Origin of the sequence: Bradyrhizobium sp. I71, from assembly GCF_022354745.1 — a bacterium.
Taxonomy (GTDB): Bacteria; Pseudomonadota; Alphaproteobacteria; order Rhizobiales; family Xanthobacteraceae; genus Bradyrhizobium; species Bradyrhizobium liaoningense.
The window spans coordinates 5148705-5175408 of the sequence record NZ_CP059398.1; the positions used below are offsets into that span (position 1 = coordinate 5148705).

The 26704-nt window shown below is 62.5% G+C and carries 23 protein-coding genes; 12 read left to right on the forward strand and 11 right to left on the reverse strand.

Features of this window, described 5'->3' with window-relative positions:
• Positions 1 to 95 precede the first annotated feature (95 nt).
• The gene (locus FJV43_RS24805; RefSeq protein WP_239621711.1) at positions 96 to 1220 is read left to right on the forward strand and encodes a glycosyltransferase family 9 protein; all 1125 of its coding nucleotides are present in this window, start codon (positions 96 to 98) and stop codon (positions 1218 to 1220) included.
• A 120-nt stretch (positions 1221 to 1340) separates the two neighbouring features.
• Here FJV43_RS24805 and FJV43_RS24810 read toward each other — a convergent pair whose 3' ends face one another.
• Complete coding sequence (locus tag FJV43_RS24810) at positions 1341 to 1934, reverse strand: D-sedoheptulose 7-phosphate isomerase (protein WP_239621712.1); 594 nt, start codon at positions 1932 to 1934, stop codon at positions 1341 to 1343.
• A 676-nt stretch (positions 1935 to 2610) separates the two neighbouring features.
• Here FJV43_RS24810 and rfaE1 point away from each other — a divergent pair.
• The 5 genes from rfaE1 to glf all read left to right on the forward strand — a co-directional run bounded on the left by rfaE1 (position 2611) and on the right by glf (position 9290).
• Positions 2611 to 4083, forward strand: coding sequence for a D-glycero-beta-D-manno-heptose-7-phosphate kinase (rfaE1, locus tag FJV43_RS24815; RefSeq protein ID WP_239621713.1), 1473 nt, complete (start codon positions 2611 to 2613; stop codon positions 4081 to 4083).
• 254 nt (positions 4084 to 4337) lie between these two features.
• The gene (locus tag FJV43_RS24820; RefSeq protein WP_239621714.1) at positions 4338 to 5618 is read left to right on the forward strand and encodes a hypothetical protein; all 1281 of its coding nucleotides are present in this window, start codon (positions 4338 to 4340) and stop codon (positions 5616 to 5618) included.
• A gap of 34 nt (positions 5619 to 5652) precedes the next feature.
• Positions 5653 to 7104, forward strand: coding sequence for an oligosaccharide flippase family protein (locus FJV43_RS24825; protein WP_239621715.1), 1452 nt, complete (start codon positions 5653 to 5655; stop codon positions 7102 to 7104).
• On the forward strand, positions 7101 to 8078 hold the full coding sequence (locus FJV43_RS24830; RefSeq protein ID WP_239621716.1) for a glycosyltransferase: 978 nt from the start codon (positions 7101 to 7103) through the stop codon (positions 8076 to 8078). Before FJV43_RS24825 ends, FJV43_RS24830 begins: the two co-directional genes overlap by 4 nt.
• On the forward strand, positions 8079 to 9290 hold the full coding sequence (gene glf, locus FJV43_RS24835; protein ID WP_239621717.1) for a UDP-galactopyranose mutase: 1212 nt from the start codon (positions 8079 to 8081) through the stop codon (positions 9288 to 9290).
• A gap of 22 nt (positions 9291 to 9312) precedes the next feature.
• On the opposite strand, the gene FJV43_RS24840 is transcribed toward glf, so the two are convergent.
• The gene (locus tag FJV43_RS24840; RefSeq protein WP_239621718.1) at positions 9313 to 10539 is read right to left on the reverse strand and encodes a glycosyltransferase family 4 protein; all 1227 of its coding nucleotides are present in this window, start codon (positions 10537 to 10539) and stop codon (positions 9313 to 9315) included.
• Between the two features lie 25 nt (positions 10540 to 10564).
• Positions 10565 to 11872 (reverse strand): glycosyltransferase family 4 protein, encoded by a 1308-nt coding sequence (locus FJV43_RS24845; RefSeq protein WP_239621719.1) that lies wholly within the window; start codon positions 11870 to 11872, stop codon positions 10565 to 10567.
• 52 nt (positions 11873 to 11924) lie between these two features.
• Between FJV43_RS24845 and FJV43_RS24850 the strand changes: the two genes are divergently transcribed.
• The 3 genes from FJV43_RS24850 to FJV43_RS24860 all read left to right on the forward strand — a co-directional run bounded on the left by FJV43_RS24850 (position 11925) and on the right by FJV43_RS24860 (position 15439).
• Positions 11925 to 13031 carry a glycosyltransferase family 1 protein gene (locus tag FJV43_RS24850; RefSeq protein WP_239621720.1) on the forward strand — a complete coding sequence of 369 codons (1107 nt, stop codon included), beginning with the start codon at positions 11925 to 11927 and terminating at the stop codon, positions 13029 to 13031.
• Positions 13028 to 14194: a glycosyltransferase family 4 protein gene (locus tag FJV43_RS24855; RefSeq protein WP_239621721.1), complete on the forward strand. Its 1167-nt coding sequence runs from the start codon at positions 13028 to 13030 to the stop codon at positions 14192 to 14194. The genes FJV43_RS24850 and FJV43_RS24855 overlap by 4 nt, the downstream gene beginning before the upstream one ends.
• Before the next feature lie 78 nt (positions 14195 to 14272).
• Positions 14273 to 15439: an acyltransferase gene (locus FJV43_RS24860; RefSeq protein ID WP_239621722.1), complete on the forward strand. Its 1167-nt coding sequence runs from the start codon at positions 14273 to 14275 to the stop codon at positions 15437 to 15439.
• Between the two features lie 13 nt (positions 15440 to 15452).
• Here FJV43_RS24860 and FJV43_RS24865 read toward each other — a convergent pair whose 3' ends face one another.
• The 8 genes from FJV43_RS24865 to FJV43_RS24900 form a co-directional block, all read right to left on the reverse strand.
• Positions 15453 to 16634: an acyltransferase gene (locus tag FJV43_RS24865; RefSeq protein WP_239621723.1), complete on the reverse strand. Its 1182-nt coding sequence runs from the start codon at positions 16632 to 16634 to the stop codon at positions 15453 to 15455.
• A gap of 152 nt (positions 16635 to 16786) precedes the next feature.
• A complete protein-coding gene (locus FJV43_RS24870; RefSeq protein WP_239621724.1) occupies positions 16787 to 17923 on the reverse strand; it encodes an acyltransferase in 1137 nt (378 codons plus the stop codon).
• A 25-nt stretch (positions 17924 to 17948) separates the two neighbouring features.
• Positions 17949 to 19136: an acyltransferase gene (locus FJV43_RS24875; protein ID WP_239621725.1), complete on the reverse strand. Its 1188-nt coding sequence runs from the start codon at positions 19134 to 19136 to the stop codon at positions 17949 to 17951.
• Between the two features lie 126 nt (positions 19137 to 19262).
• Positions 19263 to 20468 carry an O-antigen ligase family protein gene (locus FJV43_RS24880; RefSeq protein WP_239621726.1) on the reverse strand — a complete coding sequence of 402 codons (1206 nt, stop codon included), beginning with the start codon at positions 20466 to 20468 and terminating at the stop codon, positions 19263 to 19265.
• 1419 nt (positions 20469 to 21887) lie between these two features.
• The gene (locus FJV43_RS24885) at positions 21888 to 22277 is read right to left on the reverse strand and encodes a hypothetical protein (protein ID WP_239621727.1); all 390 of its coding nucleotides are present in this window, start codon (positions 22275 to 22277) and stop codon (positions 21888 to 21890) included.
• Positions 22278 to 22281: 4 nt separating this feature from the next.
• A protein-coding gene (locus FJV43_RS24890) for an IS3 family transposase (protein ID WP_239621728.1) occupies positions 22282 to 23522 on the reverse strand; the annotation gives its coding sequence in 2 pieces (ribosomal slippage) (positions 22282 to 23270 and positions 23270 to 23522; 1242 coding nt in all).
• Between the two features lie 27 nt (positions 23523 to 23549).
• Positions 23550 to 23954 (reverse strand): acyltransferase family protein, encoded by a 405-nt coding sequence (locus FJV43_RS24895; protein ID WP_239621729.1) that lies wholly within the window; start codon positions 23952 to 23954, stop codon positions 23550 to 23552.
• A gap of 226 nt (positions 23955 to 24180) precedes the next feature.
• Entirely contained in the window at positions 24181 to 24882 is a 702-nt protein-coding gene (locus FJV43_RS24900) for a TylF/MycF/NovP-related O-methyltransferase (RefSeq protein ID WP_239621730.1), read from the reverse strand.
• Between the two features lie 267 nt (positions 24883 to 25149).
• Here FJV43_RS24900 and FJV43_RS24905 point away from each other — a divergent pair, with 267 nt between their 5' ends.
• The 3 genes from FJV43_RS24905 to FJV43_RS24915 are packed head-to-tail and all read left to right on the forward strand — an operon-like array spanning position 25150 to position 26702.
• A complete protein-coding gene (locus FJV43_RS24905; RefSeq protein ID WP_239621731.1) occupies positions 25150 to 25302 on the forward strand; it encodes a hypothetical protein in 153 nt (50 codons plus the stop codon).
• Positions 25289 to 26323 (forward strand): NAD-dependent epimerase, encoded by a 1035-nt coding sequence (locus FJV43_RS24910; RefSeq protein ID WP_239621732.1) that lies wholly within the window; start codon positions 25289 to 25291, stop codon positions 26321 to 26323. The genes FJV43_RS24905 and FJV43_RS24910 overlap by 14 nt, the downstream gene beginning before the upstream one ends.
• 13 nt (positions 26324 to 26336) lie before the next feature.
• Entirely contained in the window at positions 26337 to 26702 is a 366-nt protein-coding gene (locus FJV43_RS24915; protein WP_239621733.1) for a hypothetical protein, read from the forward strand.
• The last annotated feature ends 2 nt before the right edge of the window (positions 26703 to 26704 follow it).

Here is a 26704-nt window from a genome sequence, read left to right on the forward strand (position 1 = left end):
TCAATTTTAAGCCTAAATGCTGCACTGCATTGTAGGGGCAAACGTTATCGGGATTAATCTCCGTGACGGCCAACGGGCAAGAGTGATTAAGAGAAATGAAGCATCAGGAGCGGGGCAGAGCTGATCTCAGAAAGTGGGACCGCTATATCGGAATTCCGGCGGTCGCAGCCCTGTCCCTCGTCACGCCGAAGAGCAGAGTGCCCCAGCGGGTATCGAACATCGGCCTGATCGCCCTCGGTGCAATCGGCGACACGATCCTCTCCGTTGGGCCGGCAGTGCCGGTTCTCAGAAAAGCCTTTCCGGGGGCTTCGATATCTCTGTTCACGTCGCGCGCCAATAGCGGCATAGCACCGCTGCTGCCGCCTTGCGATCAGCTCACTATCCTTCCGATCTCCGATCCGCTGCGTTCGGTGCGGCTGCTGCGTCGTCAGAAGCAGGACATCCTGATCGATTTCACCGCGTGGCCTCGCATCGGCGCGCTGCTGTCACGTCTGTCCGGCGCAAAATTCACCCTCGGATTCGAGACCCGCGGGCAACACCGTCATTTCGCGTTCGATGCCACGGTCAAGCACTCCGATCAGATTCACGAATTCGAAAACTACGCGAATCTGCTCAGCGTCGTGGGAGCGGAGCGTCCCTCCTGGCCGCGCATGCAGCCTTCGGAGGCGGCGCGATGCAAGATCCGCAGCGAGTGGTCCGGTCAATATGTCGTCTTCCATCCCTGGGCATCGGGCTTCAAGAAGGAGATGCGCGAGTGGCCGATCGGTCATTGGCAGGCGTTGGCGCGGGCTCTCGTGCGACGAGACTTCGACGTCGTGTTTACCGGCGGTCCCGCTGATGCCGAGACGTCCAGAGAACTGGTTGCAGGCATCGATGTGCCGCCGGGGCGCGTCATCAGTGTTGCCGGCAAATACTCGATCGACGAAACGGCCGCTCTCCTGGAGGCGAGCGCCTGCGTGGTTAGCGTCAACACGGGAATCATGCATCTGGCCGCCGCGCTCGATTTGCCCACGGTCGCGCTGCATGGCCCGACGAATCCGGTGCGGTGGGGACCGCTCAGCAAGCGCGCGCGCGCGATCAGCCCGAAGGGCGGCAAAACCGCATTCCTCAATCTCGGCTTCGAGTACCCCGAGGATTTCGACTCGTGCATGCACCTGCTCAGCGTCGAGGAGGTTCTCGCCTGTCTGCGCGAGCGGATGGATTTGAGAGAGAGCGCCTGACGCAGACGGTTTCGGGATCGATCACCATCGTGCCCGCTCCGGGCGCGGCGCTCGATGGTTCGCGGCCTGTGGGGCGATTGCCTGACAAGGGCCGCCGGGGTCGGTCCGCGATCGGTTCGGCTAGGCGGACGGCTGATCTTTGACGAGCTTGTGTTCGACCTGGTCACAGATCCCGTGGGCCGACATCAGATGAATCTGCTGAATGACTGGAGTGTCTTCCGTCGGCGCGATCAGGATGTGGTCGCAGAACGCGCGCATGCTCTCGCCCTTGGCGCCGGTGAATCCCACGGTCACGAGGCCCTTCTCGCGCGCAACCTTCAACGCCGCGAGAATGTTGGGAGAGCGTCCGGACGTCGTCAGGCCGACAAACACGTCGCCGCGTTGACCAAGTCCCTGGACCTGGCGCGCGAACACGTCCTCGTAGCCGTAATCGTTTGCGATCGCCGTCAGGGCGGACGTATCCGTCGTCAGCGCGAGCGCAGCCCAGGCCGAGCGTTCGAGCTTGTAGCGTCCGACGATCTCCGCGGCGATGTGCTGGGCGTCGGCCGCACTTCCGCCGTTACCGGCGAGCAGCAACTTGTTGCCCCGCTTCAGCGCGGTTGCGATCTCGTCGGAGATGGCGTGCAGGGTGGCGAGCAGGTCTGGGCTTTGGACCGCTTTGGACATCCCGGCGTACGAGCTTTGAAAGTGGAGAGCAATGCGATCTTGTGACAACGCGCATCATCCGTCGTTGGTTGTTATTCGGACCGGTATCTGCCTGATTTGCCGGCCGCCCGATGATTAACGAAAGCGGCGGCTTCGATCGAACGAGAACGGCGCCATGCGGCCTCTATAGCGCGATCGTTCCAAGCCGGTCAAAGACTCTCTACGACTAAGCAATGATCGAGTTAATGCTGGATTTGTCGTCGTTTGTGAGAGAATAAACACATATGCGCCCTCGTTTGGCGCCGATTGCGACATTTCGATGGATCATTTTCAAGAGCGGGGCGGGTCGGGTGCACCTCGTTCGGATATCTCGGGAATGCAGGCCCAACTCTTGCTTCGTGATGAGCTCGAAGTTGGTCCGGCAGCGTCAGGAAGCCGAATTTTTCGGCGTTTTGTCTTGGATTGCTATAAAAGGAAGCAGTGATGAGCAGGTTGGCCGTGCAATCTCGTGCTAGTCATCGCGACTTGGCGCAGATCCTTGGCGCAGACGAAGTTCCTGTCGCGCCGTCGCCGTCGCCGTTCCGGTCCGTTATCGGCGTTTCATACGAATGTCGTTCTTTCAGTTGAAACGACCACGTAGCTCGTTCGAATGGACCGACACTCCCGCATGACGCAATCGGGTCATGATTTCGTCACGCTGTTTGGTTCTCCGATCGCTCACCGCAAGTAGGATACAGGGTTTCACATGTTCGACTTTGATGCGCTCTCGATCGCCATCCCCCGTCAGACCATCCTGTGCGTTGGCGACCTGATGCTCGATGAATTCGTCTATGGCGAGGTGTCCCGCGTGTCGCCCGAGGCTCCCACACCCGTGCTTGCGGTCCGGCGGAGCCAGATGAACGTCGGCGGTGCGGGCAACGTCGCGCGCAACATCACCTCGCTCGGTGCCAAGTGCATCTTCGTCAGCCTCATCGGCGAGGACGTCACCGGCAGGATCCTGCGGACAGAGCTCGCGCGAGAGAAGCAGATCGAGCAATTGCTGGTCGTCGATCCGGATCGGCCGACGACGCGCAAGGCGCGATACGTCTCGGAGCATTTCTCGACTCACATGCTCCGGGCCGATTGGGAGCTCGCCGCTCCCGCGTCTGAGGAGGTCGAGACGAAGCTAATCGAGGCCGCGGTCTCCGCGCTCCCGCGGGCCGACATCGTGCTGCTCTCGGACTACGCCAAGGGCGTGCTCACGGCACGCGTCGTTCGTCACATCATCGATGAGGCTCGCAAGCTTGGCAAGCGCGTCATCGTGGATCCCAAGAATGCCAATTGGGCGCTCTATCGCGGTGCTACGCTGCTGACCCCGAACCAGAAGGAATTCAGCGAAGCGACTCGCCGGCGCATCCACTCCGGCGACGACATCGCGGAAGCTTCGCTCGAGGCGCTGCGCTCGGCGGATGCCGAAGCGATCCTGGTGACGCGGAGCGAGCACGGCATGACGCTGGCGCATCGCGACGGCAATCTGATCCACGTTCCTGCACAGCCGACCAAGGTGCGCGACGTTTCCGGCGCGGGCGACACGGTTGCGGCCATGCTGGCGGTCGCCCTCGCGGCCAAGGCGGACTTCGAGCAGGCATTGCGTTGCGCGGCGGCTGCGGCCGCCGTTGCCGTCGGAAAGCCGGGCACCGCCACGGTCTCGCTGGACGAGCTCCGGCGAAAGATACTGCCTCCCGCTTCGCTCACCGCGGAGGAGAAGATTGCCGCCAGCACCCCGATGCTCGAAGCCCAGATCGCGGAATGGCGCAAGGAAGGACAGCGGGTCGGCTTCACCAACGGCTGCTTCGACATTCTGCATCCCGGGCATGTCCGGGTGCTGACGCAGGCGCGCGCCGCGTGCGACCGGCTGATCGTGGGCCTCAACAGCGATGCTTCGGTGCGTCGCCTGAAGGGGCCGGAACGTCCGGTCCAGGAGGAGAGGTCGCGCGCCGAGGTGCTCGCCGCGCTCGAGGCGGTTGACCTGGTCGTGCTGTTCGAGGAAGACACGCCGCTCGAGCTCATTACGCGGATCAAGCCGAGCGTTCTGATCAAGGGCGGAGACTACACCCGCGAGCAGGTGGTCGGTCACGACGTGGTGGCGGCTTATGGCGGGGAGGTCGTGCTCGTCGATATCCTCGAGGGCCACAGCACGACGTCGCTGGTCAAGCGCGCCCGCGAGAAGAGGGCCTGAACGCATCGAGCTTGCTGGCGGGGCGGCGCCGATTTGGATATCGAGATGGAGGTATCCACCGCGGTCACGGGCTCGCCGCTGGATCTGCGATGGCGGCCGATCCCTTGCCGCCATTGATCGTCCTCATGGCGTGCAAAGGAATGTAGATTGAGTTCGAAACTGGCGATGCCGGGAGTTGATCGGGTTCGGCCGCACGGCCGGGCAAGTCACTCAGCGCAGTGCAAACGGAAGCGATGATGCACCGAAGGTCTTTCTTGCTGTCGACTGCATCCCTGTTGATGACGGCGACGGGCAGTCCGGTGTTCGGGCAGGGCGCTGCTCCGAGGATGTTCCCGGCCGCCGACTTTGTCGAGAGCGTCGGCGTGTGCGTGCACCTCAGCAACAGGAAGAGCCTGTACGGGAACGCGGCCACCGTCATCCCTCTGCTGAAGGAGATCGGGATCGTTCATGTCCGGGACGATGCGATCTTTGCGAGCTATGTGAATCGCGACTACGACTTCTACAAGCGCGTACGCGCGCTCGTGGCGGCGGGCTGTCGGTTCGACCTGGTTTGCGCAGATCCCGTCAACGGCTTTCTGTTCATGCCGACGCGGCGGCTTCAGGACGTCTACGACTGGTGTGATCAGGGGGTCGAGATCTTCGAGGGGGGCAACGAGTCCGACCTGGCGCGCAAGCCGAACATGAATCCCGCGATTTCGGCCGAGCATCAGCGCGCGTTGTTTGCTGCCGTCAAGGGCAACCCAAAGTTGCGCAACATCGTCGTTGCCTCGCCGAGCTACATCCAGAAGAGCGTGCCGCTGGCCGAGGACATTTCGGACGCCGTCGACTGGGTCAACATCCATCCCTATCCTGGCATGGAGCATCCCGAGACGAAGGGGCCGGGCGCGCTCAGCGGGTTTGTCGCGGCTTCGGAACGATTTGCCGGCAAGAAACCGGTGCTGGTCTCGGAGACAGGCTATCACACGGCTCTTCAGACGACGACCGGACATCTCCCGGTCTCGGAGGAGATCAAGACGCGCTATCTGCCGCGTCTTCTGCTCTGGAATTTCATGAGCGGGGCGAAGCGAAGCTACATTTACGAGCTGATCGACAGCAACAACAACGGTCCGGCCGACAAGGAGTCGCATTTCGGACTGATCGGTTTCGACGGCACGCCGAAACCGTCATTCGGCGCGGTCAAGCAACTTCTCGGCTTGCTCAACCGACCGGCAGGGGGCGGTAAGCCTGCTGCAAAGGTCCAGTTCTCCATAACCGGAAATACCCAGGACGTATGGAGTGTCGCTTTTGCCCGCGGCGACGGCGTTCAGGTCGTTTTCGTGTGGCTCGGCGTCCCCGGCTGGGATCCGAATGCCCGTGCGATGCGGCCGCCGGTGACGCGGGACGTCTCGCTTGCGGTGACCCCGGTGGCGCGCGCGGCGACGGCCTATCAGTTCCAGGATAACGGAACGCTTGCCAAGCGTGCGCTCGAGAAGTCGGCAGGAGGCTTTGCGCTGACCGCCAGTGATCAATTGACCGCCGTGGAGATCAGCCTTTGAGTCGTCGTTTTGCTTCCGGGGCGTGGATAGGCCGATGCTGCTGAAGAACATCGCCTCGATGGGCGGCCTCAACCTGTTCCGGTCAGCTATCCAGTTCCTGATGAATATCGTCCTTGCCGGCTTCGTCTCGCCGAGCGAGTACGGCCTCGTCGTGTTCACCCTGCCGTTCATCACCTTCATCTCGATGTTGACCGATCTTGGCCTGTCAAGCTCGATCGTCCGGCATCCTGACCTGACGCGGCAGCAGGCGGGCGGCGTCGTGACGCTGGTGCTGACGGCGGGTGCCGCCTGCGCGGCCGTTCTGGCGATGGCCTCGTTCTCGATTCAGTCGGCAACGGGGCTTGCGGGCTTGCAGCCGATCATGATGGCCATGTCCGGCATCGTGGTTCTGTCCATCGTCGCCACGCCACCGCGCGCCTTGCTTGAGCGTCAGCTCAACTACCCCCTGATAGCCCGTGTTGAAGGCGCGGCAGTCACGTTCTCGGCGCTGGTGAGCGTCGTTGCAGTCTTCCAGGGAGCCGGCATCTGGGCGCTTGTGCTCTACAACGGCCTCATGCAGGCCCTGCGTATGGTGTTCTTCCTCTATTTCGCACGCGACGCGTTCGTCTTGAACTGGGTGTGGAAGACGCTCGGGCCCATGTTGTCGTTCGGCGGCTGGGTCATGCTTGCCAACATCCTCACCTTCGCGGCGCGCAACGGTCAGAACGTCCTCATCGGAGTCTGGCTCGGGGCTGCCGAAGTCGGCCTGTTCGGGCTGGCCTACCAGTTCATGCTGGTGCCCCTAATGATCATTGCGTGGCCTGCAAGCTCGGTGCTGCTCGCAACGCTCAGCCGCTACCGCAACGAGCCCAGCCATTTCGAGCGCACGGTTTGTGCGACCTGCGCCATTACCGCGGCATTGAGCTTCCCGGCGATGGGGTATTTCGTGTTTGGGTTGCAGTACCCCCTGACCACGTTCATGTCGCCGAAATGGCATTCGATTCCGTCCATCGTATCCTGGCTGGCGCCGCTCGGGGCCGTGCAGGCGATAGCCGCCTATAATGGCGTGATCCTGCTCGCCAAGGGCGAAGCCAAGCTCCAGTTCTGGACCGGGGTGATCGGCAGCGGGCTGACGTTAATCGTCTTTGTGGTATCTCTTCCGTTCGGCCTCATGGCTCTGGTAAAGGCCTATGTGTTGACCGGCTTCTTCATCGCGGCGTGGTTCCTGGGCATTGCGGTGAGGAAGGCCAAGTTGAGGTTTCGGAAGATTCTGATTTCGCTGTGTCCGGGCGTGTCGGCAGCAATCGCCGGCCTTGTGGCCGTCGAACTCGCCAGGCCGCTGCATGTCGATGCGTTGTGGTCGTGGCTGGGTCTGTCGCTTCTCTATGGAGCGGTCGTGCTGGCGACCTTCGTCCTGATGCGCAATCAGCTTCTGCCCTATTGGCGGGAGTTGATCAGCGAGCGGGCCGCCAATACGACCGTCGTATCTGAACAGGGAGTTGCATGATGCGCATCGCGTGCGCGCTCGTCACTTTCAATCGCGTCGAATTGCTCAAGGGGGCGCTGGCGGCCGCATTGGGCCAAAGCCGCGCGCCCGATCGAGTGTTCGTCATCAACAACGCGTCCACCGATGGAACCCGCGCCTATCTCGACGGCCTGAGCGATCCCAGGGTGACGGCGATCCACACCGGGACCAATCTCGGGGGCGCTGGCGGATTCCGTATGGCGATTGATCTCGCAGCCGCCAATGGCTTCGACGCGGTCTGGCTGTTCGACGATGACGGCATGCCCGATGCCGGCGCGCTCGAGGTGCTCGAGGCGGCGCTCGACAAATCCGGCCTCGCTCTGGCCAACTCGCTGGTCGTATCCCAAGCCGATCCGACCCAGCTCGCCTTCGGGCTCATCAAGGAGACGCCCGGGTACCAGGGTCCCTCGATCTTCACGGTGGCCGACGCGGAGGCGGCTGCGATCGGTGGTCTGCTGTTCGACATGGCCAATCCCTTCAATGGGACGCTCGTGCGATGCGCGGCAGCGAACGCGATCGGCCCGATGCGCAATGAGATGTTCCTGTGGGGCGACGAGGTCGAGCTCATGCGCCGCTTCATCCGCCGGGGACATCGAGTCGCGACGGTGGTCGCGGCGCGGCACCGGCATCCGCAACCGAAGACGACGATGGTGCAGACGCGCTTCGGGCCGACGCGCGTTCCGAGCAAGGGGCGCGAGGTGTATTTCTATCGCAACCGCACCTTCAATCTGTGCCGACATCTCGGCGTGAAATATGCCGCCAAGGACATGATCAAGACCGCTCTGCGCAACATGGCGCGCGGCGCCGTTGTAGAAGGTTTCATGACGATCGTCTGGGGACTCGACGGCATGTTCGATCTCTATGTCATGAGGCCGTCGCGTGGCGCCCTGGACGCCGCCTGGCAGGCTGAGTTTCAATCCGCCCTCGTTCATTGCAAGACATCCGTTGAGTCCTAAATGCCAAGAAAATCTCAAGTCTCCCGTTCGCGTGCGAGCGTCACGGCCAAGCGTCGGAAGCTGGCCTATGACTGGTTGATCGTCGGTGCCGGCTTCTCGGGCGCGACCCTTGCCGAGCGCATCGCGACCGAGCTCGGGCAGAAGGTTCTGCTGGCCGATCGCCGGGACCACATCGCCGGCAATGCCTACGACTCGCCGGCAAAGAACGGCATCCTGATCCATCAATACGGACCGCATATCTTTCACACGAACAGTGCGAAGGTATGGGCCTATCTCAGCCGCTTCACCGAGTGGCGCCCCTACTATCATCGCGTGCTCGGCATGGTCGAGGGCAAGCAGGTTCCGATTCCGTTCAACCTGAATTCGATCTATGCGCTGTTTCCGCCCCGCATGGCCGACTCGATGGTGCAGGCGCTCATCGACAATTTCGGCTATGGCAAGAAGGTGCCGATCCTGAAGCTGCGCGAGGCCGGCGCCGGCGACCTGAAATTCCTGGGCGACTACATCTACAATAATGTATTCGACTCCTACACCCGTAAGCAGTGGGGCATGGGTCCGGAGGCCCTCGATCCGGGCGTGACCGCGCGCGTGCCCGTCGCGGTCAGCCGCGACGACCGCTATTTCCAGGACACCTATCAGGCAATGCCGCTGCACGGCTACACCGAGTTGTTCAAGCGGATGCTCAAGCATCCCTTGATCGAGGTGGCGACGCGGACCGAATGGACGGACGTCAAGGACACGGTGCGCGCCGACCGCATCATCTTCACCGGACCGATCGACGAATTCTTCGATTATTCGTTCGGCACGTTGCCCTATCGCAGCATTCGCTTCGAGCAGCGTACGCATGACGTCGAGTTCGTGCAGGAAACGGGAACGCTCAACTATCCCAATGAATTCGATTTTACCCGGACGACCGAACAAAAGCATCTGACCGGTCAAAAGGCCCGCGACACCATCACCATCACCGAATACCCGCAGGCGTACGAGCGCGGCAAGAACGAGCCGTATTACCCAATCCCTATGCCGGAGACCACCGAGGCGCTTCGTCCTTATCAGGAGGAGGCGCGCAAGCTCGATGGCAAGGTGTGGTTCGCCGGGCGGCTGGGCGACTACGCATATTACAACATGGATCAGGCCTGCGCGCGGGCTCTGACGCTGTTCGAAAAGACGATCGCGTTGGCGGTTCGGTCCGGCGGCGCGCCTGAGGCTTGATTCGCCGGACTGTCGCAGCTTCTCAAGCGGATCGGGCGTGCGGGGCGCGCAGCGCCAGCACCTCGCGGTAGAGGTCGAGATACTTCTCGGCCACGCGCGGCGGCCGTGTCTCGTTGAACACCGTGTTGAACGCATCGCGGCCGGGCAGCGCAGCTCGGCCCATGCGGATCGCCTGCTCGACCTTGCTAGCGAGATCGGCGTCGTTGCCCGGTTCGAACAGCCAGGCGGAGTTGTCGGCGCCGATCAGGTCCGGAATGCCGCCGGAGCGAGCTCCGATGACGGGCACGCCGATCGCGTAGGATTCCAGAATGGTTCGCGGTAACGGTTCGGCCCAGATCGAGGGAACGATCAGCGCGTCGAGTTCGCGGAAGAAATCGAATGGGTCGACCCAGCCGACGAACTCGATCGGCAAGCCCGCTGCCTGCTTCTTGAACTCATCGAGCGTATCGGGGGCCTGGCCGGCGATCTTGACGCGCCAGTTGCCCGCACCGATGCGGCGGAACGCATCGATCAGCGTTCCGACGCCCTTCTCGATGTTGATGCGGCCGAGATATCCGAACGTCATCGGCTGGTGGCTGCGGTCGAACGAATCGCGGGCGCGCGCGGCCTGCTCGGGTACGATCGCGCCGTTCCAGATCACGCGCCGCCGCTCCGGGGGCAGGTGAGCGAAGAAGCCATGATCGACGTGAACCTGCAGTGTCGCGGCGCCGACGGCGACGGCCGCGTCGACCCATTTGCTGGTCCAGAGCTTCGAAACATTGACGATGCGGCAGCCGAGATGCCAGTGGCTGCAATTCTCGCCGCGCCGGAACATCGCAGCGTTGCCGCACAAGAGATCGTAGTCCCGGCAGGTGTGAACGATGGGAATTCCGCGCTTGTGCGCGGCGCGCCAGATCAGGGTCGAGATGTCGACCATCGAATGCGAATTCATGATGTCCGGCTTGAAGTCGTCCAGGATGCGGTCGAATTCCGCCTCGATCGCGGTGTTCCATTGCTGGCGCATCTTCTGCCAGAGACGCTCGCCACGCGAATGGCCCGGCCAGTCCTCGAGCCAGAACGTATTGTGATGCGGCATTCGATAGACGGCGACCCCGTTTTGCATCGTCTTCGGCACGCCTTCGCGCTCGATGCACACGGCTGCGACGTCGTGCCCCATCGAGACGAGCTGTTCGGAAAGCAGGGCCACGGATTTCTCGGCGCCGCCGACGATATGGGGCGGATAGAGCGAACTCACATGCAGGATGCGCATTGAGGTGGGGTTCCTATGTCTCGGATTACTGAAGCGCGGATCGATAAAGGTCGAGATAGCGTCGGGTGATATCCTCGGGCGAGACGCGCGAGGCGATCTGGTCCATCGCCTTGGTCTTTTGCAGCAGGCGGCCGGGATCGTCCAGGACGGCCTTCATGCGCTCTGCGAGCGCGCGTGCGTCGCCCGGTGAAAACAGCCATTGCGCCTCGTCGCCGATCTGTTCTGTGATCCCCGCGATGCGCGAGCCGATTACGGGAAGTCCGCGCATCAGCGCTTCCGCAACCGTCCTGCCGAAGGCTTCTGGCCAAACGGCCGGCACCACCAGGCAATCGATCTGGTCGAAGAACACATCGCGCTGGACGAAGCCGGCGAAGTCCACCGGCAGCCCCACGGCGCGCGCCTGATACGGTGCGATGCCGTCGGTGGCGCGGCCCGCCACGATCAGCTTCCAGCCGGTGGCGGGCAGCAACCTGCACGCATCCAGCAGCGTGTCGACGCCCTTGGACGGTTCGATGCGGCCAAGGCAGCCGAACACGATGTCGCTCCCGCTTGCGCGTTGGCGATTGCGGGGGACGGCGGGAGGCTCGATCGGATTGAAGATCACGCGGCGAAGCGCCGAGGGCACGTGCCCAAACAGTCCCGCGTCGAGATGACGTTCCAGAATCTCGGTGCCGACGCCGGTGATCGCATCGACGGAGACCTGGTGCTGATAGTGCGGATGGGAGATCAGCCGGCATTTCAGATGCTGGGCGTTGCACGCCTTGCCATCTCTGAACATCGAGCCCTTGCTGCAGATGCTCTTGTAGTCATGGATGGTGTGAACGACGGTCACGCCGCGCCGCTTGGCGACGGTCCAGATCTGCGGCGGCAGTTCGGATAGCGAATGCGTGTTGACCACGTCCGGCTTGAAGTCGGCGATCGCAGCGTCAAACCTGCGCATCGCTTCGCGGTTGATCTTGGCGGCGAGACGATAGTGGAGCCGGTTCAGCCGGGATTGCTTGTCGCGGTCCAGGATGAAATAGGGCGTGGCAAAGCCGGTTCGGTAGATCGTCACGCCGTTGCGCAGGCCCGGCGGCTCCTCGTGCCGCGAGATGCAGGCGACCGCCACGGAATGGCCGGCAGCGGCCTGCGTCTCCGCGAGGAGCTCGACCATGACCTCTGCGCCACCGATCTGATCCGGATGGTAAAGGGAGCTGATATGAAGAATCCGCATCAATCGTAGTCTATAGGAAATCCGGTCGATTTTGATCTGACACTCTGTAGGCGGACTTTGTGAATAAATGTAGACGTTACAGGTATTTGCTGGCAGTATGATTAAGGCGAAAATGGTCATGCCCGAATTGAGAATGTTGTCCTGAGCCTCTATGACTCGCGTGCTGATCAATATGCCGAGTCAATTCGGAGGTAAGCCATCGGGCGTGGCGCGGATGGCGTTCTGCCTGGTCGAGGCGCTGCTGAAAAATCATGAATTCGACTATATCCTTCGTTCGCCGTGGGATCGCTCAGAGCTGCCGCCTTCGCTGATCGCGTCCAACCTTGAGGTTCTCAAGGTCGAGCGTCCGCGCATCATGGTCCTCGACGTCATCCTGCAGACCGTCATGATGCAGCTTCTGTGCCGACGCATGGGGATCGATCTGCTCGTCAATATCGATCCGTTCGGGGCTCCGGCCGGAGGCAAGGCGCGGGTGATGGTGGTGCACGATCTCTATTTCCGCACGCTGCCGCAGCAGGTGAGCAAGCGCGAGGCGTTCACCACCGACATCATCTATCGCCTGATGGTTGCGGGCCACAGCGAGATCGTCACGGTGTCGGACGCCACGCGGCGCGACCTCGTGCACTACTATCCGTCCAGCGCCGACCGCATTTCGACCATCCATTCCGCGGCCACGCTTGCGCCGCTGTCCGCCGACGCGGTGCCGCCGCCGGTCTCCGGCCGTTACGTTCTGGCGGTCGGCAACGCCACGCTCAACAAGAACTTCAAAGTGCTGGCGCAGGCGATGGCGATGCTGCACGAGAGTTTCCCCGATGTCGCGCTGGTGCATGTCGGCAGCGACGCGGACGAGACGATCGCCGGCACGCTGGCCGCGCTCGGCTCGAAGGTGCGTCTCGAGCGGCTCAAGGGGCTCGACGATGCAACCCTGTCGCGCCTCTATCGCGGGGCGGTGTGTCTGTGCGTTCCCTCGCTCTACGAGGGGTTCTGTCTTCCGGTGCTGGAGGCCCAGGGACTGCATTGTCCCGTGGTCTGCTCCGACCGCTCGGCGACGCCGGAGGTTGCGGGCAGCGGTGCGCTCACGTTTGATCCCAAAGACCCGCGCGCGCTTGCCGAAGCCTTGCGCAGCCTGCTGTCGACGCCGGGCCTGCGGGAGCAGCTGGTGCAGGCCGGCCTCGACAATCTGGCGCGGTTCTCCTGGGACAAGGCGGCGCGTCAGTACGAGGACGTGTTTCGCCGGGCGTTGCGGCGGGCCGACGGCGGAGCCGCGCGTCCGACATGAAGCGGCAAGAGACCACCGAGACTGCGCTGTTCGTGAGTCAGACCGCCGAGAAGGGCGGCGCCGAGCTGTTCATGCTGGATCTCATCACGCATGGGCCGGCGGGCTGGAACGGCGGCTTCTTCGCCGACGGAACGATAGTGCAGGATCTCGCGGCGGCAGGGTGCAAGCCGGTCGTGTTGTCGGGCGGCAGCAGCGTGTTGACGGTGCGGCGCGAGGCGTCTGCGCTCAAGCTGGTCAGCGTTGCCGGCGGCGTCGTCACGCTTGCGCGCGCGCTGGCGCGGGCCGCGAAGGATTACGATGTCGTCTGCGCCAATTCGCAGAAGGCGCTGTTCGTCTCGGCCCTCGCCACGCGGCTGGCGCGGCGGCCGCTGGTCTGGGTGCTTCACGACATCATCACTGACCCCGCATTCAGCCGCAACACACGCCGCGCCGCGGTGCTGTTCGCCAATCTGTTTGCAGCGCGCGTGGTCGCCAATTCGAGGGCAAGCGCCGAGGCTTTCGTCGCGGCGGGCGGCAAGGCCGATCGCGTGCGGATCGTCTATTGCGGCTTCGATCCGGCCGCGCACCCGCAAGGCGACGCGGAGACCGGTGCGGCGTTGCGCCGCCGCTTCGGCCTGAAGGACGGACCGGTGGTGGGGCTGTTCGGGCGCCTGACGCCGTGGAAGGGCCAGCACGTGCTCCTGAAGGCGCTACGCGGCGTGCCGGATGTGCAGGCGCTGATCGTCGGTAGTGCGATGTTCGGCCAGGACGCCTATGAGGTCGAGCTGCGCCAGATGGTGCGGACGGAAGGGCTCGAGGGGCGAGTGTGCTTTGCCGGCTTCCAGAAGGACGTCGCCGCCCTGATGGCCGGCGTCGACATCGTGGTGCACACCTCGACGCATGCCGAACCGTTCGGCCGCGTCGTGGTCGAGGGCATGCTCGCGGGCCGGCCCGTGATCGCAACGAGCGGCGGCGGCGTCAACGAGATCGTCACCGAGGGCGAGGACGGGCTGCTGGTGTCTCCCGATGATCCGGCGGCCCTTGCCGCGGCGATCTCGCGCCTGCTGGCCGATCCGGATCTTGCCGCGCGTTTGGCCGCGGCTGGCCGCATATCCGCCGCACGGCGCTTTCATATCGACAAGACCTGCGGCGATATGCGGGCCGTGCTCGCTGAGGTAAGGTAAACGCAATCAAATCGTGTCCGGGCGGGCGCGCTGCCGGTATAAAACTTGCTCTGGTTTCGTGGCTTCGGAATGCAACTCATGGCAGCACAGAGATCTCAGACCATCGATGGGTTGCGCGGAATTGCCGCGACGGCGGTGATCGTCCAGCACTGCCTCGAATTCACGCCGCTCAACAAGCCGGCCGCGACGATGGCCGAGCCGCTCGCCTATATTTTCGCCAACGACGTCAATTTCGGCCGGTTTGGCGTGATCGTGTTCTTCTTCATCAGCGGCTTCCTGATCCCGAGCAGCATCGAGCGGCAACCGCGCCCCGTTGCGAGCTTCGCGGCAGGACGCTTCTTCCGCCTCTACCCGCTGTACTGGACCTCGATCGCCCTCGCGCTGCTCGTCACCGCCGCGCTTGGCAATAAGATGCCGACGCTGCCGCAGACGGTTGCAAACCTCACGATGTTCCAGATGCTGCTGGGGTTCGAGAACATCCTCTATCCCTACTGGACGCTGCTGATCGAGCACTTCTTCTATTTCCTCTGCGTCGCGCTCTTCCTGGTCGGAGCCCTGCAGTCGGCGAGCCGGATGCGGCTGGTGATGTTTGCCGCCGCCGCCGCGATCATCGTGCTGGCGACCGTCCTCGCGCTCGCGCCCGGAATGCGGTTTGCGCGGGCGCTCGCCGATCTCATGTACACCGCATCGTTCATCTTCGCGATGATCGTCGGGCACAGCGTCCGTCTCGCCCAGGGCAAGGACGGCTTCCGTCTGCCGGCCTCGGGCCCGATCTTGTTCGTCATCGTGATGGTGTTCGTCTGCGTCGCCCGGCAGATGCTCGGCGGCTACGCGCCGGGGCTGTCGCCGGTTTCGGTCTTCATATCCACCATCGGCGCGCTGGCGCTGTTTCTGTTCGCGCTGCGCCTGCGCCTGTTCGGCTCGCGCGCCTTCGTCTACACCGGCCAGATCAGCTACGGCCTATATCTGTTCCACGGCATCGCGCTGTGGGTCGCGGTCGCGCTGATCGGAAAGCCGGCCGACTTGTTCCATTCCACCCTGCTGCTGGTGCTAGTCATGGGCCTCGCCTTCGTCACCTCGGCGATCACCTTCGTGCTGGTCGAGGAGCCGTTCATCGCGCTCGGCAAGGTCGTGCGCCGGCGGCTGTCGCGTGGCGCCGAGGCGATGGTGCCGGTGAAGGTGGTCGCGCAGGACGCGCTGCGTCCGTTCAACGCGCAGCCGGTGTCGTCCGAGCTCGAACGCTGACGGACGGGGCGGTTCAGCCCGTTGCGCGCAACGTCACCGGAAACCACCTCTGCGGCAGATGCTGCTTGAGCTCGAGCGTTCGCCGCTCGATCAGGTGCCACGACAGCGCCGCGAACACGCAGGAGCTGACGCCGGCGAGCGTGATCAGCAGCCCGTCATGCCCTTTCAGCTCGGGGATCAGCGCCATATAGGCCTGGGCGATGGGAAAGCTGTAGAGGTAGATCCCATAGGAATAGTCGCCGCGCGAGACGAAGGCCGGTTTCGGCAGCCGTGCCAGCCCGAAGAAGATGGTGCAATAGGTCAGCGGGATCGGCGCCAGATAGGCGAGATGGTCCAAGGCGAGGCCGACATAGGCCAGCACCATGCAGGCCAGGAACAGCCCGATATTGACCGGGATGTGGTCGCGGTAGTGATAGAGCAGCGTGCCGACGAAGAAATAATAGACGACGACATGCGCGGGATAATGCCCCGTCGTCGGCGCCGAGATGCCGAACAGGAAATGGGCGAAGGCGAGGCTCAGGGTGATCGCGAGCAGCCCGATAGCGAAGAACGAGCGGCTGTAGGCGGTCTTGGTCAGCAGCAGGGCTGCGATGATCACATAGCAGTAGAACTCGGACGGAAGCGTCCAGAGGCTGGCATTGACGACGCCGGCGACGGGGTTCTGCTCGAACACGCCCGGCAGATGATAGGTGACGAGGCCGAGCGCATTGCCGAAATAGCGGAACAGCAGCGGCTCCGAGGAATATTGGTGCAGCGGTAGCGTCGTGAGCATCGGCCCGAGCAGCAGCGCGCAGAAGATCACCTCCACCGCGAGCGCGGGAAAGATGCGCAGGCTCCGGTGCGCCAGGAACGTCGACGTCGCCTGCAGGCGGAGCGCACTGCCGAGAACCAGGAAGCCGCTCAGGGCGAAGAAGGCCGGCACCAGCGACTTCATCAGTGGCAATGTCAGCATCCCGCGATGAACCGCAGCGTCGGTCGGGACGGGAGCCACGGGTGCTGCCGGCGCGCCCGTCGTCACCGCATTGCCCACCGCGCTCACCTCGGCCATGCCCGCGACCCATCGCGCGTGGACGAGGAAAATCGCAACGGCAAGCAGCAGGCGAAGCACGTCGAAGCTCGGCCCCTTGCCGCGATTGCGCGCGAGAACCGAACCGATCGTGTCGTTGGGCTCCAGCATGAGGATTCGGTTGATCACACCGCACTCCGTCTGCAGTTGGTCACTGCGGGAAGGTAAGACGAAGAGTGCGGCAGCTTGAGTGCACTGCGATGGCAGAAGTGCAGCATCGATCGGCGCCGATCACCCGTGCAGTTCCAGCGGAACCGCAGGCGCGGCAGCGGCCTGCGGAACTATTGCGCGCGAGGCTCCACGCGTGCTGCGGATTTCACCGCGCCCGGCATCAGCCATTGCGAGACGATGCGGGCCGAGGGCCGCTCGAACAGCCGGTACGACAGGATTGCGACGATCGCGGCGACGACGATTATGATGCCGACGACCAGCGGCAGCGGCAGCGCCTGTACCGCGCCGATGCGGCGGTACGCCATCGAGACGACGAAGCCGACGAAGGGGTGCAGCAGGTAGAGCGAGTAGGAGGCGTCGCCGACCTCGAGCGGGAGCGCCGACAGCACCGTCTTGCGGATATCCGGGCCGAGCGCGGCGCCCGCGATCACCAGCGCGGCGGGCAGGCCGAGCGTGTAGAACCGGCTCCATCCGTTCAGATAGGTGCCGCTCACGGCCTCGGGCTGTCCGAACGGCAGCCACACGATCAGCACGGCGCCGGCCGCGATCAGCGCGATGCGCACGGGTCCCGGCAGCGACACGCCCCGGCGCAGCGCCACCGCGATGAGGATGCCGCAGGCGAATTCGAGCACGATCGGCTGGCGCCAGAACGCGAACGGCAGCACGTCGATCCCGAGCAGCGCGCCGAGCAGCAGGATGCCGGCGAGGCAGCTCAGCACGCGCGCGGCCGAGCGAAGATACGACGAGGTCAGGCACAGCGCGAACAGCGTGTAGAAGTACATTTCGTAGTTGAGGGTCCAGCCGAGATCGTAGACCGGAAAGGCGAGGCCGTTGCTGCCGGTACCGTCGAGCGGCAGGAACAGCAGCGATGCGATGATCTCGCGGGCCGAGGGGAAGGCATCGGCCTGAGCGAAGCCCAGCGCCTTCTTGGTCGCGACCAGCGCGATGAACAGCGCCGTGGCGGTCCAGTACAGCGGCACCAGCCGCGCGATCCGGTGGGCGTAAAACGCGCGCCGCGGCTGCGCGTCGCTTTCGTACTTCGCGCTCGAATAGAAGATGATGAAGCCGGAGATCACGAAGAACAGGTCGACGCCGACGCCCCAGGGAACGGGCGCCCATGTCGTGAACGACTTGCCGGTCGCCGCGGCGAGCTCGCGCGCCATGCCCTGGCCGTGCCCGATGACGACGAACAGCGCGGCGATGCCGCGCATGATCTGGATTGAGAAGATCGTTCTCGCTGTCGTCACGCTCGCTGTCGTCACACGGCCGCTCTCATGTCGCAAATTCGTCATGCCGAGGTGTCGGCACGATCGTGGCGAGCTCCTTTCCATCATTGATAAGGTCGTTTCGTGGCAGGACCTTCCGCTGCGAGGTCATTCGCCGCAAACAGAGCACGACGGGGTTCTCGACATAGGCATGGAAAGCCGCGGCGCAGGCGATCGCGAGGGCGGTCGTCGCCAGCACCAGCGGCCAATAGAGCAATTGAGGCATCGCGACCTTGGCCAGCACGGCCTTGACCGGAATGAAGACGAAAGGGTGCAGCAAGTAGAGCGCGTAGGACGAATCGCCGAGCCGCGCGAGCAGTTGCGACCAGGCCGAGCGGAAGCTCACCGGCCCCAGCACCGCGGCGGCGACAATCAGGATGGCGCCGGTGCCCCAGATCGCGAGGCGGGGCCAGCCGTAGAAGCCGGGCCCGGTCGAGTGACCCAGCCAGGAGACCGGCACGAGCCAGATCAGCAGGGCGGCAAGGATCATCGCGATGCGTACCGGCGCCGGCAGCACCACCCCGCGCATGAACGCGGTCGCGATCAGCGCGCCGAATGCGAACTCCCAGGTGATCGGCTGGAGCCAGAACCGCAGCGTCACCGCTTCGGGCTGGAAGATGGTGGCCAGCACGACGCCCCCGGCGAGGGCCGCGACCACCATCGCCACGGCCCGCTCGCGCGGCAGGGCGATGAAACAGGCGAACAGCACGTAGAAGAACATCTCGAAATTGAGCGTCCAGCCGAGATCGAGAATCGGGAAGGGGTATTCCGGTCCAAACCCCAGCGAGTCGTGCGGAATGAACAGATACGACGTCACGATGGCGGTGAGATCGGGGAATGCCTTTGCGCCGATGGCTGCGCCAGTGGCGAGCACGAGCAGGCGCAGCGTCAGGGCGGTCCAGTAGAGCGGCACGATCCGTATCAGCCGGCGCCGCATGAATTCCAGCCATCCGCCTGGCGTCGCGAACAGCTTCCGGGACGCGAAGACGATGACGAAACCGGAGATCACGAAGAACAGGTCGACGCCCGCGCCGAGCGGGAGCGTCTTGAACAGGGTGAAGCTGTTGCCATGTGCCTCGGCGTGAAGCCGGACCAGTTCCTCCGCGTGCAGGAAGACGATCAGCGCTGCAGCCACCGCACGAAGCGCCTGCAACGCCTGCAATCGTTCACTGTCCCCCAGCCCTGCGTCAGTCATGATGTTGGTCTCACTTCCAGAGATGGATACAGCTGACGTCGCGATGGACGGCCCCGACTGCCCGCACGTTGCACGGACAGGCTTGCGAACGAGCGAACTGAAGCGGTGCCATGGATGATGCGATCGCTATTGCGGCAGCTTGCGCGGCGCAAACGGGCGCAGCGCGAATTTGGATTGCTTCGCGGACTTCCTTTGAGCCGACTTCGCATAGTGCAGCCAGGCCGCCGCCGTCGTCAGCGCAACGGAGAAGATGAAGAACTGGTTGATGCTGAGCTCTTCGAAACACATGGAGGTAGCTGTAAACGCTGACGTGGCCAGATAGAAAATCGGTACTGTCTGGCGATTGATGAACAAGTAGATGCAGGCGATGACGTAGAGCACGCTCACCGCAAGACCGCTCTGATAGGAGAGCGAGAGATAGCCGTTGTGAACCGAGACGATGCCCGTTGTAGTTTTCTCGCCCATCGCCGCGATGCGGTCGTTGTAGCCAATCCCGAGCGGATTCTCCAAGGCGACCTGGAAGCCCTGGATGTTGGACATCACCCGTTCGAATATGTTCTGATCGGTATGACTGTCCTCGACGAATCTTGTTTGAACGCTGTCGAACAGCGTGTCGAGCCCGGGAGCATTCGGCAGCGACGAAAGGACGACGAGCCCAATCACGGCGAGGGCCGCGCTTCCCACATAGAGCGATAGATTGCCTTGTCGGGCGTAGAGATAGATCAGCGCGATCGTCGGAGCGATCAGGCCCGAGCGATTGAGCGTCACTGCGAATGTCGCAACGAGAAGTGCGTAATAGCCGATGTAGATCATCGGCTGCCGGAACCGAAACGCCAGATAGAGTGCTGACGCGGTGGCCACGGCATAGACATGGCCGGCCTCGTTGCCGTGGATCCACATGCCGCCGAATTTCGTCTTGGCAAAGGCGGCGGCCATCGGCGACGTCGACTCGTCGATCGGAACACCGAGGCCGATGCCCGCAAGGCCTGCCGCACCGCCCGCCTGAAGGAACAAAACGCCGACCGAAGGGATGAGCCCGAGCAGGATGCCGCCGGCAAGCCAGGTCAGGACGCGTTCGTCTTGCGCAGCCTCGACCAGAAAGAATGCGAACACGGATGTCAGGAAGAAGATCAGTGTCATGTAGATGTCGCCCTGCTGCACGCCCGTCTTTCCGAGCAGGGATGCGGCAACGATGACGCAGAGCAAGACAAAATACAGCAGGCCGTCGCGCACCGTTCGGCCTAGCCCGATGACGATAAACAGCACCGGCAGAAACAGGAACATCAGCGCATCGGTCAGCCGCATGAACGGCAGGCCGAACGTCGATGTCATGACATTGAATTGGGAGAAGAAACCGAATGCCAGTGCGACCGCGGGAGATACGACGGCGAACAGATCGACCGATTGGGTCGCGGATTGGCGAATCTCAAGAGGTGTCAATCTGAGGCTGGACGGCATTTCTGTCTCTCAGCAATAGCGAAACGGGCTGCAAACTCACCGCATCTCAATGCAAGACCTCTGAGGCGCCCAACCGTCTTGCTTCGCCAAGTGGCAGTCATCTTAGCAGCGGACTGTGTCAGAAATATTCCAATTTCTCAAGGAAATCAATTAGCTGAAAGCGTCGTTAATGAGCAAGCGCTGCCTGTTCAGCAGTCAACCATGTCGTAAGCGAGGCGACGAAGCGCATAGTTCAAATGTTGAAGTCCTTGTTCGCATCAAATTGCGAAATTCGGCTGTGTCTCGTTGCGACACGTCTCGGTTGTCAGCCATTGTTACTCTTCTTCGTTGGCTGTGTTGCCGCCGGACTCTTCCCACTCAGGAGTTCATGGACTGGAATGGTGTCGTAACGATGACGCGCTCCTTCCAAGTCGCTCGCAAGCGATGGCAATTCGCTGAAAAGAGGTAAGTTCGGCGTCGTCGGGTCCCTAGCGCGTCACCAGATGCGCATGGATTCGTCGTCGTTGTAGTCTTGGTCTTTGCGCTGCTTCGAAGTAAGCCGACTTTGCTGCCTGCGATTATGAATGAAGAGCGCCACAACGAGAGAGAGTATTGAAGCCCACAATATGGCTGCGACAATTCCAAACATCTGACCAAAAATCCCAGCTCGTTCTAAGTCGCTCGTCTTAAATCGCTCGGTCGATGAAGTCATCGGGGAGCTCGGGGCGCTCCTTGTATAGCCATCGGCCATCGAGCGTCTTCTTTCGCCATATTCGGCCGAACACCCAATGTCCTTCCGGGTCCTGCACGGGAATGAAAACGCGCCAACGATGCCACTCCGTCGGACAAGCAGGCGGTTCGCGATCGTAAATCCGCCTCAGCAGATCAAGCACGGCGGAATCTCAAACCGGTGTACTGTCTCGTACCCTTGTCATGTCGCCAGCCAAGCATTGCTTTACGCGAAGAGTGGCGGCCCGAAACCGAAACCGCAATCGTTGCGTGCGTTGCAGCCGCCGAAGCGGCGAGCCTGCGAAACAGCATAAATAAACATCCTCCCCCAGCCTTATCCGAAAGCATGCGCCATCCGCGGCGGCAGGCAAGCGTAGGAAATTACGGAAGAAATTTGGATAAGAGGTATTATATAGCCCTAATTTGTTAGCTCTAGATTTCTATCCCGCCCAGCCCAGGTTAGCCCCCTGTTTGCGCGCTCCGATTGGGCCGTGAACCCAAGGCTCCCCGATACGTCGCTCTATGGTTGTAGATCGTTGGTAGCGAGACAGCGCTCCGTCTGTTCCAACCGATGGGAGGGGAGGATCAGTGATGACGATCATTCTGACCGGCCTTGTCCATCGGAATCGGGGCTAGCAAGGGCTCTGTCTGCCGGTTGCCACCGAGATTCACTCTCGATGATGTAGGAAACCAGCCGACTGGCAGATGTTGCTTAAGTGCCAGCATTCTCTCCTCGATCAGGTGCCACGATAGTGCGGCAAATACGCAGGAGCTGATGCCCGAAAGGAGGATCAGCAGCAGATCGTGTCCCTTCAATTGCGGGAACAGGGCGATGTGGGCCTGAGCAATTGGGAAGCTGTAGAGATATATTCCATAAGAGTAATCGCCGCGCGAAATGAGCTCTGGCTTCGGCAGCCGCACCAATCCGAAGAAGATGGTGCAATAGGTCAATGGGAATGCTGCAAGATAGGCCAAGCTTTCAAAGGAAAGGCCAATGTACGTGGTCTGAGCCCCTCGCTTCATCCAGCAATGGAAAGAGTCCCGGTTGAATATGAGCCCAAGGGGCTCGGTGAAGCAACGGGGCGGGGCGCGGAGCCCTCGGCATAGCGCAGCGTCCCGTCCCGTCCCGTTGCGGCCCAAGAGCGTTGCGTTTGGCGTATTCGGTCGGCGTGAGGTTGCCCAGGGCGCTGTGCGGCCGGGCGTTGTTGTAGTCGTCTTTCCAGGCCGCCAGCACGGCTCGCGCCTGTGCGAGCGAAGTGAACAGCGTCTCATTGAGGAGTTCATCGCGCAGGCGGGCGTTAAAGCTCTCGATGAAGGCATTCTGGGTCGGTTTGCCGGGCGCGATGTAGTGCCACTCGATCTGCCTCTCTTGGCTGAAGCGCAGCACGGCCATTCCGGTCAGCTCAGTGCCGTTGTCGGACAGGCACATCGCTGGCCGGCCGCGCCAGGCAATGATGACATCGAGCTCGCGTGTGACCCGCAGGCCCGGCAGCGAAGTATCGGCGACGAGCGCCAGGCATTCGCGGGTGAAGTCGTCGACCACAGCCAGAATCCGGAACCGTCGGCCATCGGCGAACGCATCCGACAGAAAGTCGAGACTCCAGCGCTGGTTGGCGCCTTGCGGGATCGCCATTGGCGCCCTGGTGCCGAGCGCCCGTTTACGGCCGCCACGCCGGCGGACTTGCAGCCGTTCCTCGCGATACAGACGTCGAAACTTCTTTTGGTTCATGACCAGCCCCTCGCGGCGCATCAGCACCAGCAGACGACGGTAGCCGAACCGGCGGCGGATCGCCGCCAGCTCGCGCAGGCGGGTGCGTACGGCCGCATCATCGGCTCGCCCGCTGCGATAGCGCACCGATGCGCGGTCTACCCCCAAGGCTTTGCACGCCCGCCGTTCGCTCACCTCGAAGGTGGTCCGCAGATGAGCGACGGCCTCTCGCCTCGCGGCGGGCGTCACCATTTTTTTGACGCAACGTCCTTGAGCATGGCGTTGTCGAGCATCGCCTCGGCCAGGAGCTTCTTCAGCTTGGCGTTCTCGTCCTCCAATGCCTTCAGCCGCTTGGCATCGGATACCTCCAGGCCACCGTACTTGGCCTTCCATTTGTAGAACGTTGCGCTCGAGATCCCGTGTTTGCGGCAGACATCAGCCGTCGCCACACCCGCCTCCTGCTCCCGCAAAATCCCGATGATCTGCTCTTCCGTGAACCGACTTGGCTTCATGGTCCATCTCCTCAGAGGTGACGGACTCTACCCATTCTTGGAGGAGTTTGCGGGGCTCAGACCAAAGGAAGGATCCGAAAAATACTCACGCAAGGTGAATTCGGTGAATAGCGGGCCGATGATGAGCGCCGAGAGAGTTATTTCGACGGCCAGGGCAGGAAGAATCCGGAGACCGCGCAAGGCCAGAAAGGTTGGCAGCGTGTTGCGCTCGAGGCTGCCAGCGACAAGGAAGCCGCTCAAGGCAAAGAAAACCGGCAAGATCGAATTGAACAATCCGCGGAAGATTGAATTCGACATTGCGTCGGCGATCCAATCTCCCTGCGTGATCCGGAAGGAGTGCATGAAGACGACGAAGATCGCGAGACAGATGTGGAGATAGTCCCAGCCGGTTGACTGGCCGGCCATGCGGTCGGCAACGCTAACGTACTTCATAAAATCTGCCACAAATTGAAACAAGCAGACACTTACCTAAAGGTGAAGTGACCGCAAGCGGCAATTTTGGTTAATGGCCGCACGAAACGCAGGCATCCCTAACGTGGCAGGATCGGGGGGCTTTGGATACCGTCCGAGGCCTGCGGCGCCCAGCAGTGACGTCGGCCCGTAAGGCCTCAGTCACTGCTCAATTCGTTTCTCTTAATCTTCGCTCGACGGCGGCTTCCTACACCACCACGAACGCCACCTGCTGGTGGCTGCGGACGAAGCCGAGCGGTTTTGCGGTGAGGCCGGTCCTGGCCTTGAACTCGTCGAAGGCCTTGATCTCGTGGTCCTGCCAGCCCGGGTAATTCCAGAATTCGTCGAACACGATCACAGTGCCGCTGCCGATCCGGTCGGTGAGCAGGTCGAGGATGCACTTGGTCGAGGAATAGAGATCGCAATCGACGTGCAGCAGCGAGACCTTGTCCGGATGCCCGGCGAGGAAGTCGGGCAGGGTCTCGTTGAACCAGCCCTTGATCAGCGTGACGTTGGCCGGCACCGGCGGCAGCTCGCCGGCGAAACGTCCCTTCAGATATCCGCTTCGCCAGTCCTCGGGCAGGCCCTCGAATGAATCGAAGCCGTAGACCTGCCTGCCCGGGCATTGCTTGGCGACATGCGTGATCGTGCGCCCGCTGGCGACGCCGAATTCGAGGATGAGGCCGTCGGCCGGCGCGGTCCGCAGCGAATGCGTGAGCAGATCGAGATCAGAATTGAACATTGCAGCCGTGAACAGGCGCTGCTCGTAGTAATCGGCGCTCTGGAGAGCGGCCTTCAGGAAAGCAATCTCGATGACGTCGAAACTGTCACCTCGCTTCTTGTAGAACGGGAGATTCTCCGCCGTTCTCTTGATCAGCTTGTCGGCGATTGACAGGACCTGGGCCTTCATTTCTAAGCCTCCGATTGCTGTGTTCGGTGAACCAAAATGAACGATCTCGTGCAGTGTTTCCCGTAGTTGAGGCGGAAGTCGGTCGGGGCGCGCAATGCCGGTCCCGATCGCGGAAGCGAGCTGTGACGTTCGGCGCCCTCTTGAGGCGGCAAACAGGCATAAACGACAAGTGTTACAACACGTCGGCGCTGGAGGCGGACGGCAGCGGCAAGAGCAATGAGCAGGACGGAAATCGAAATCGGCCGCTAGGGAATACTATTTTGCCGTATGGAACAAGAGCTTCGGCGAAAACCGATTAAGACGAGCGGTTTCACCATTCCGAACGCGGGCGCATTGACAAGTTTTGTCATGTCGCTGTTCTATGCCGCCGCCTTGCGCCTGCGGCGCATCGAATTGGACAGGGTGAATGGACAAAGCTGAATCTTCCGCCGTTCTGGTCACCGGCGCTGCCGGTTTCATCGGCTTCCATGTTGCGCAGATCCTGCTCCAGGCCGGCGTGCCCGTGGTCGGGCTCGACAATCTCAACGATTATTACGATCCGGCGCTGAAAGAGGCGCGGCTGAACGACCTCAAGAACGATCCGAACTTTTCCTTCGTCAAGCTCGACCTTGCCGATCGCGCCGGGATGGCGCGTCTGTTCGAGGAGCATCGCTTCGCGCGGGTGGTCCATCTCGCCGCCCAGGCCGGCGTGCGCTACTCCATCGATAATCCGCGCGCCTATGTCGATTCCAATCTCGAAGGCTTCATGAACGTGCTCGAGGGCTGCCGGCACCATGGCTGCCGGCACCTGCTGTACGCGTCCTCCTCCTCGGTGTACGGCGCCAATACCAAGATGCCGTTCTCGGTCCACGACAATGTCGACCATCCCGTCAGCCTCTATGCGGCGACGAAGAAGGCGAACGAGCTGATGGCCCATGCCTACAGCCATCTTTATCGCCTGCCGGCGACCGGCTTGCGCTTCTTCACGGTCTACGGTCCCTGGGGCCGGCCGGACATGGCGATCTACGCCTTCACCAAGGCGATCGTCGAGGGCCGGCCGATCAAGCTGTTCAACGGCGGCGACATGCGCCGCGACTTCACCTTCGTCGACGACGTCGCCAAGGCGGTCGTCAAGCTGCTCGAGCATCCGCCGCAGGGGCTGCCCAAGGGGGTGTCCAAGCCCGCCGGCGCCGCGCCCGATCCGGGTTCGAGCAGCGCGCCTTGGCGCGTCTACAACATCGGTAACAACCAGCCGGAAGAGCTGAACAAGATCGTGGCGCTTCTGGAGAAGGAATTGGGCAGCATTGCGCAGAAGGAACTGCTGCCGATGCAGGCCGGCGATGTTCCCGCGACCTATGCCGACATCGACGATCTCGCGCGCGAGATCGATTTTCGTCCCTCGACCTCGATCGAGGACGGCATCGCGCGCTTCGTGGCGTGGTACCGGACCTATCACTCCTGAAGGCGGCGGCCCCATGAAGCACGCGATCGCAGCCGCAGCCCTCGTGCTGTGCGCGTCCCCGCAACCCGCCATGGCGGGAGGAACTTGCATCCTGCGTCCGCAGCCGTTCACGCTGAAATCGGAGACCGTGCGCTGGTCGTTCAAGATCAAGCCCGGCGCTGAGTGCATACAGGGATTGCGCTGGTCGACGATCATGATCGACAACATCAAGATCATCGAGCCGCCGAAATCAGGACGGCTGGTGATTCAGGGGCCGGCTTTTCGCTATTTTGCCAGCGCGGATGCGCAGGGAACCGATTCATTCAAGATCGAAATCGCCGGCGCGTCGCTGCATGTCGGCGGAACATCGCTGATCGAGGTCGACATCACTTCACAATAGAT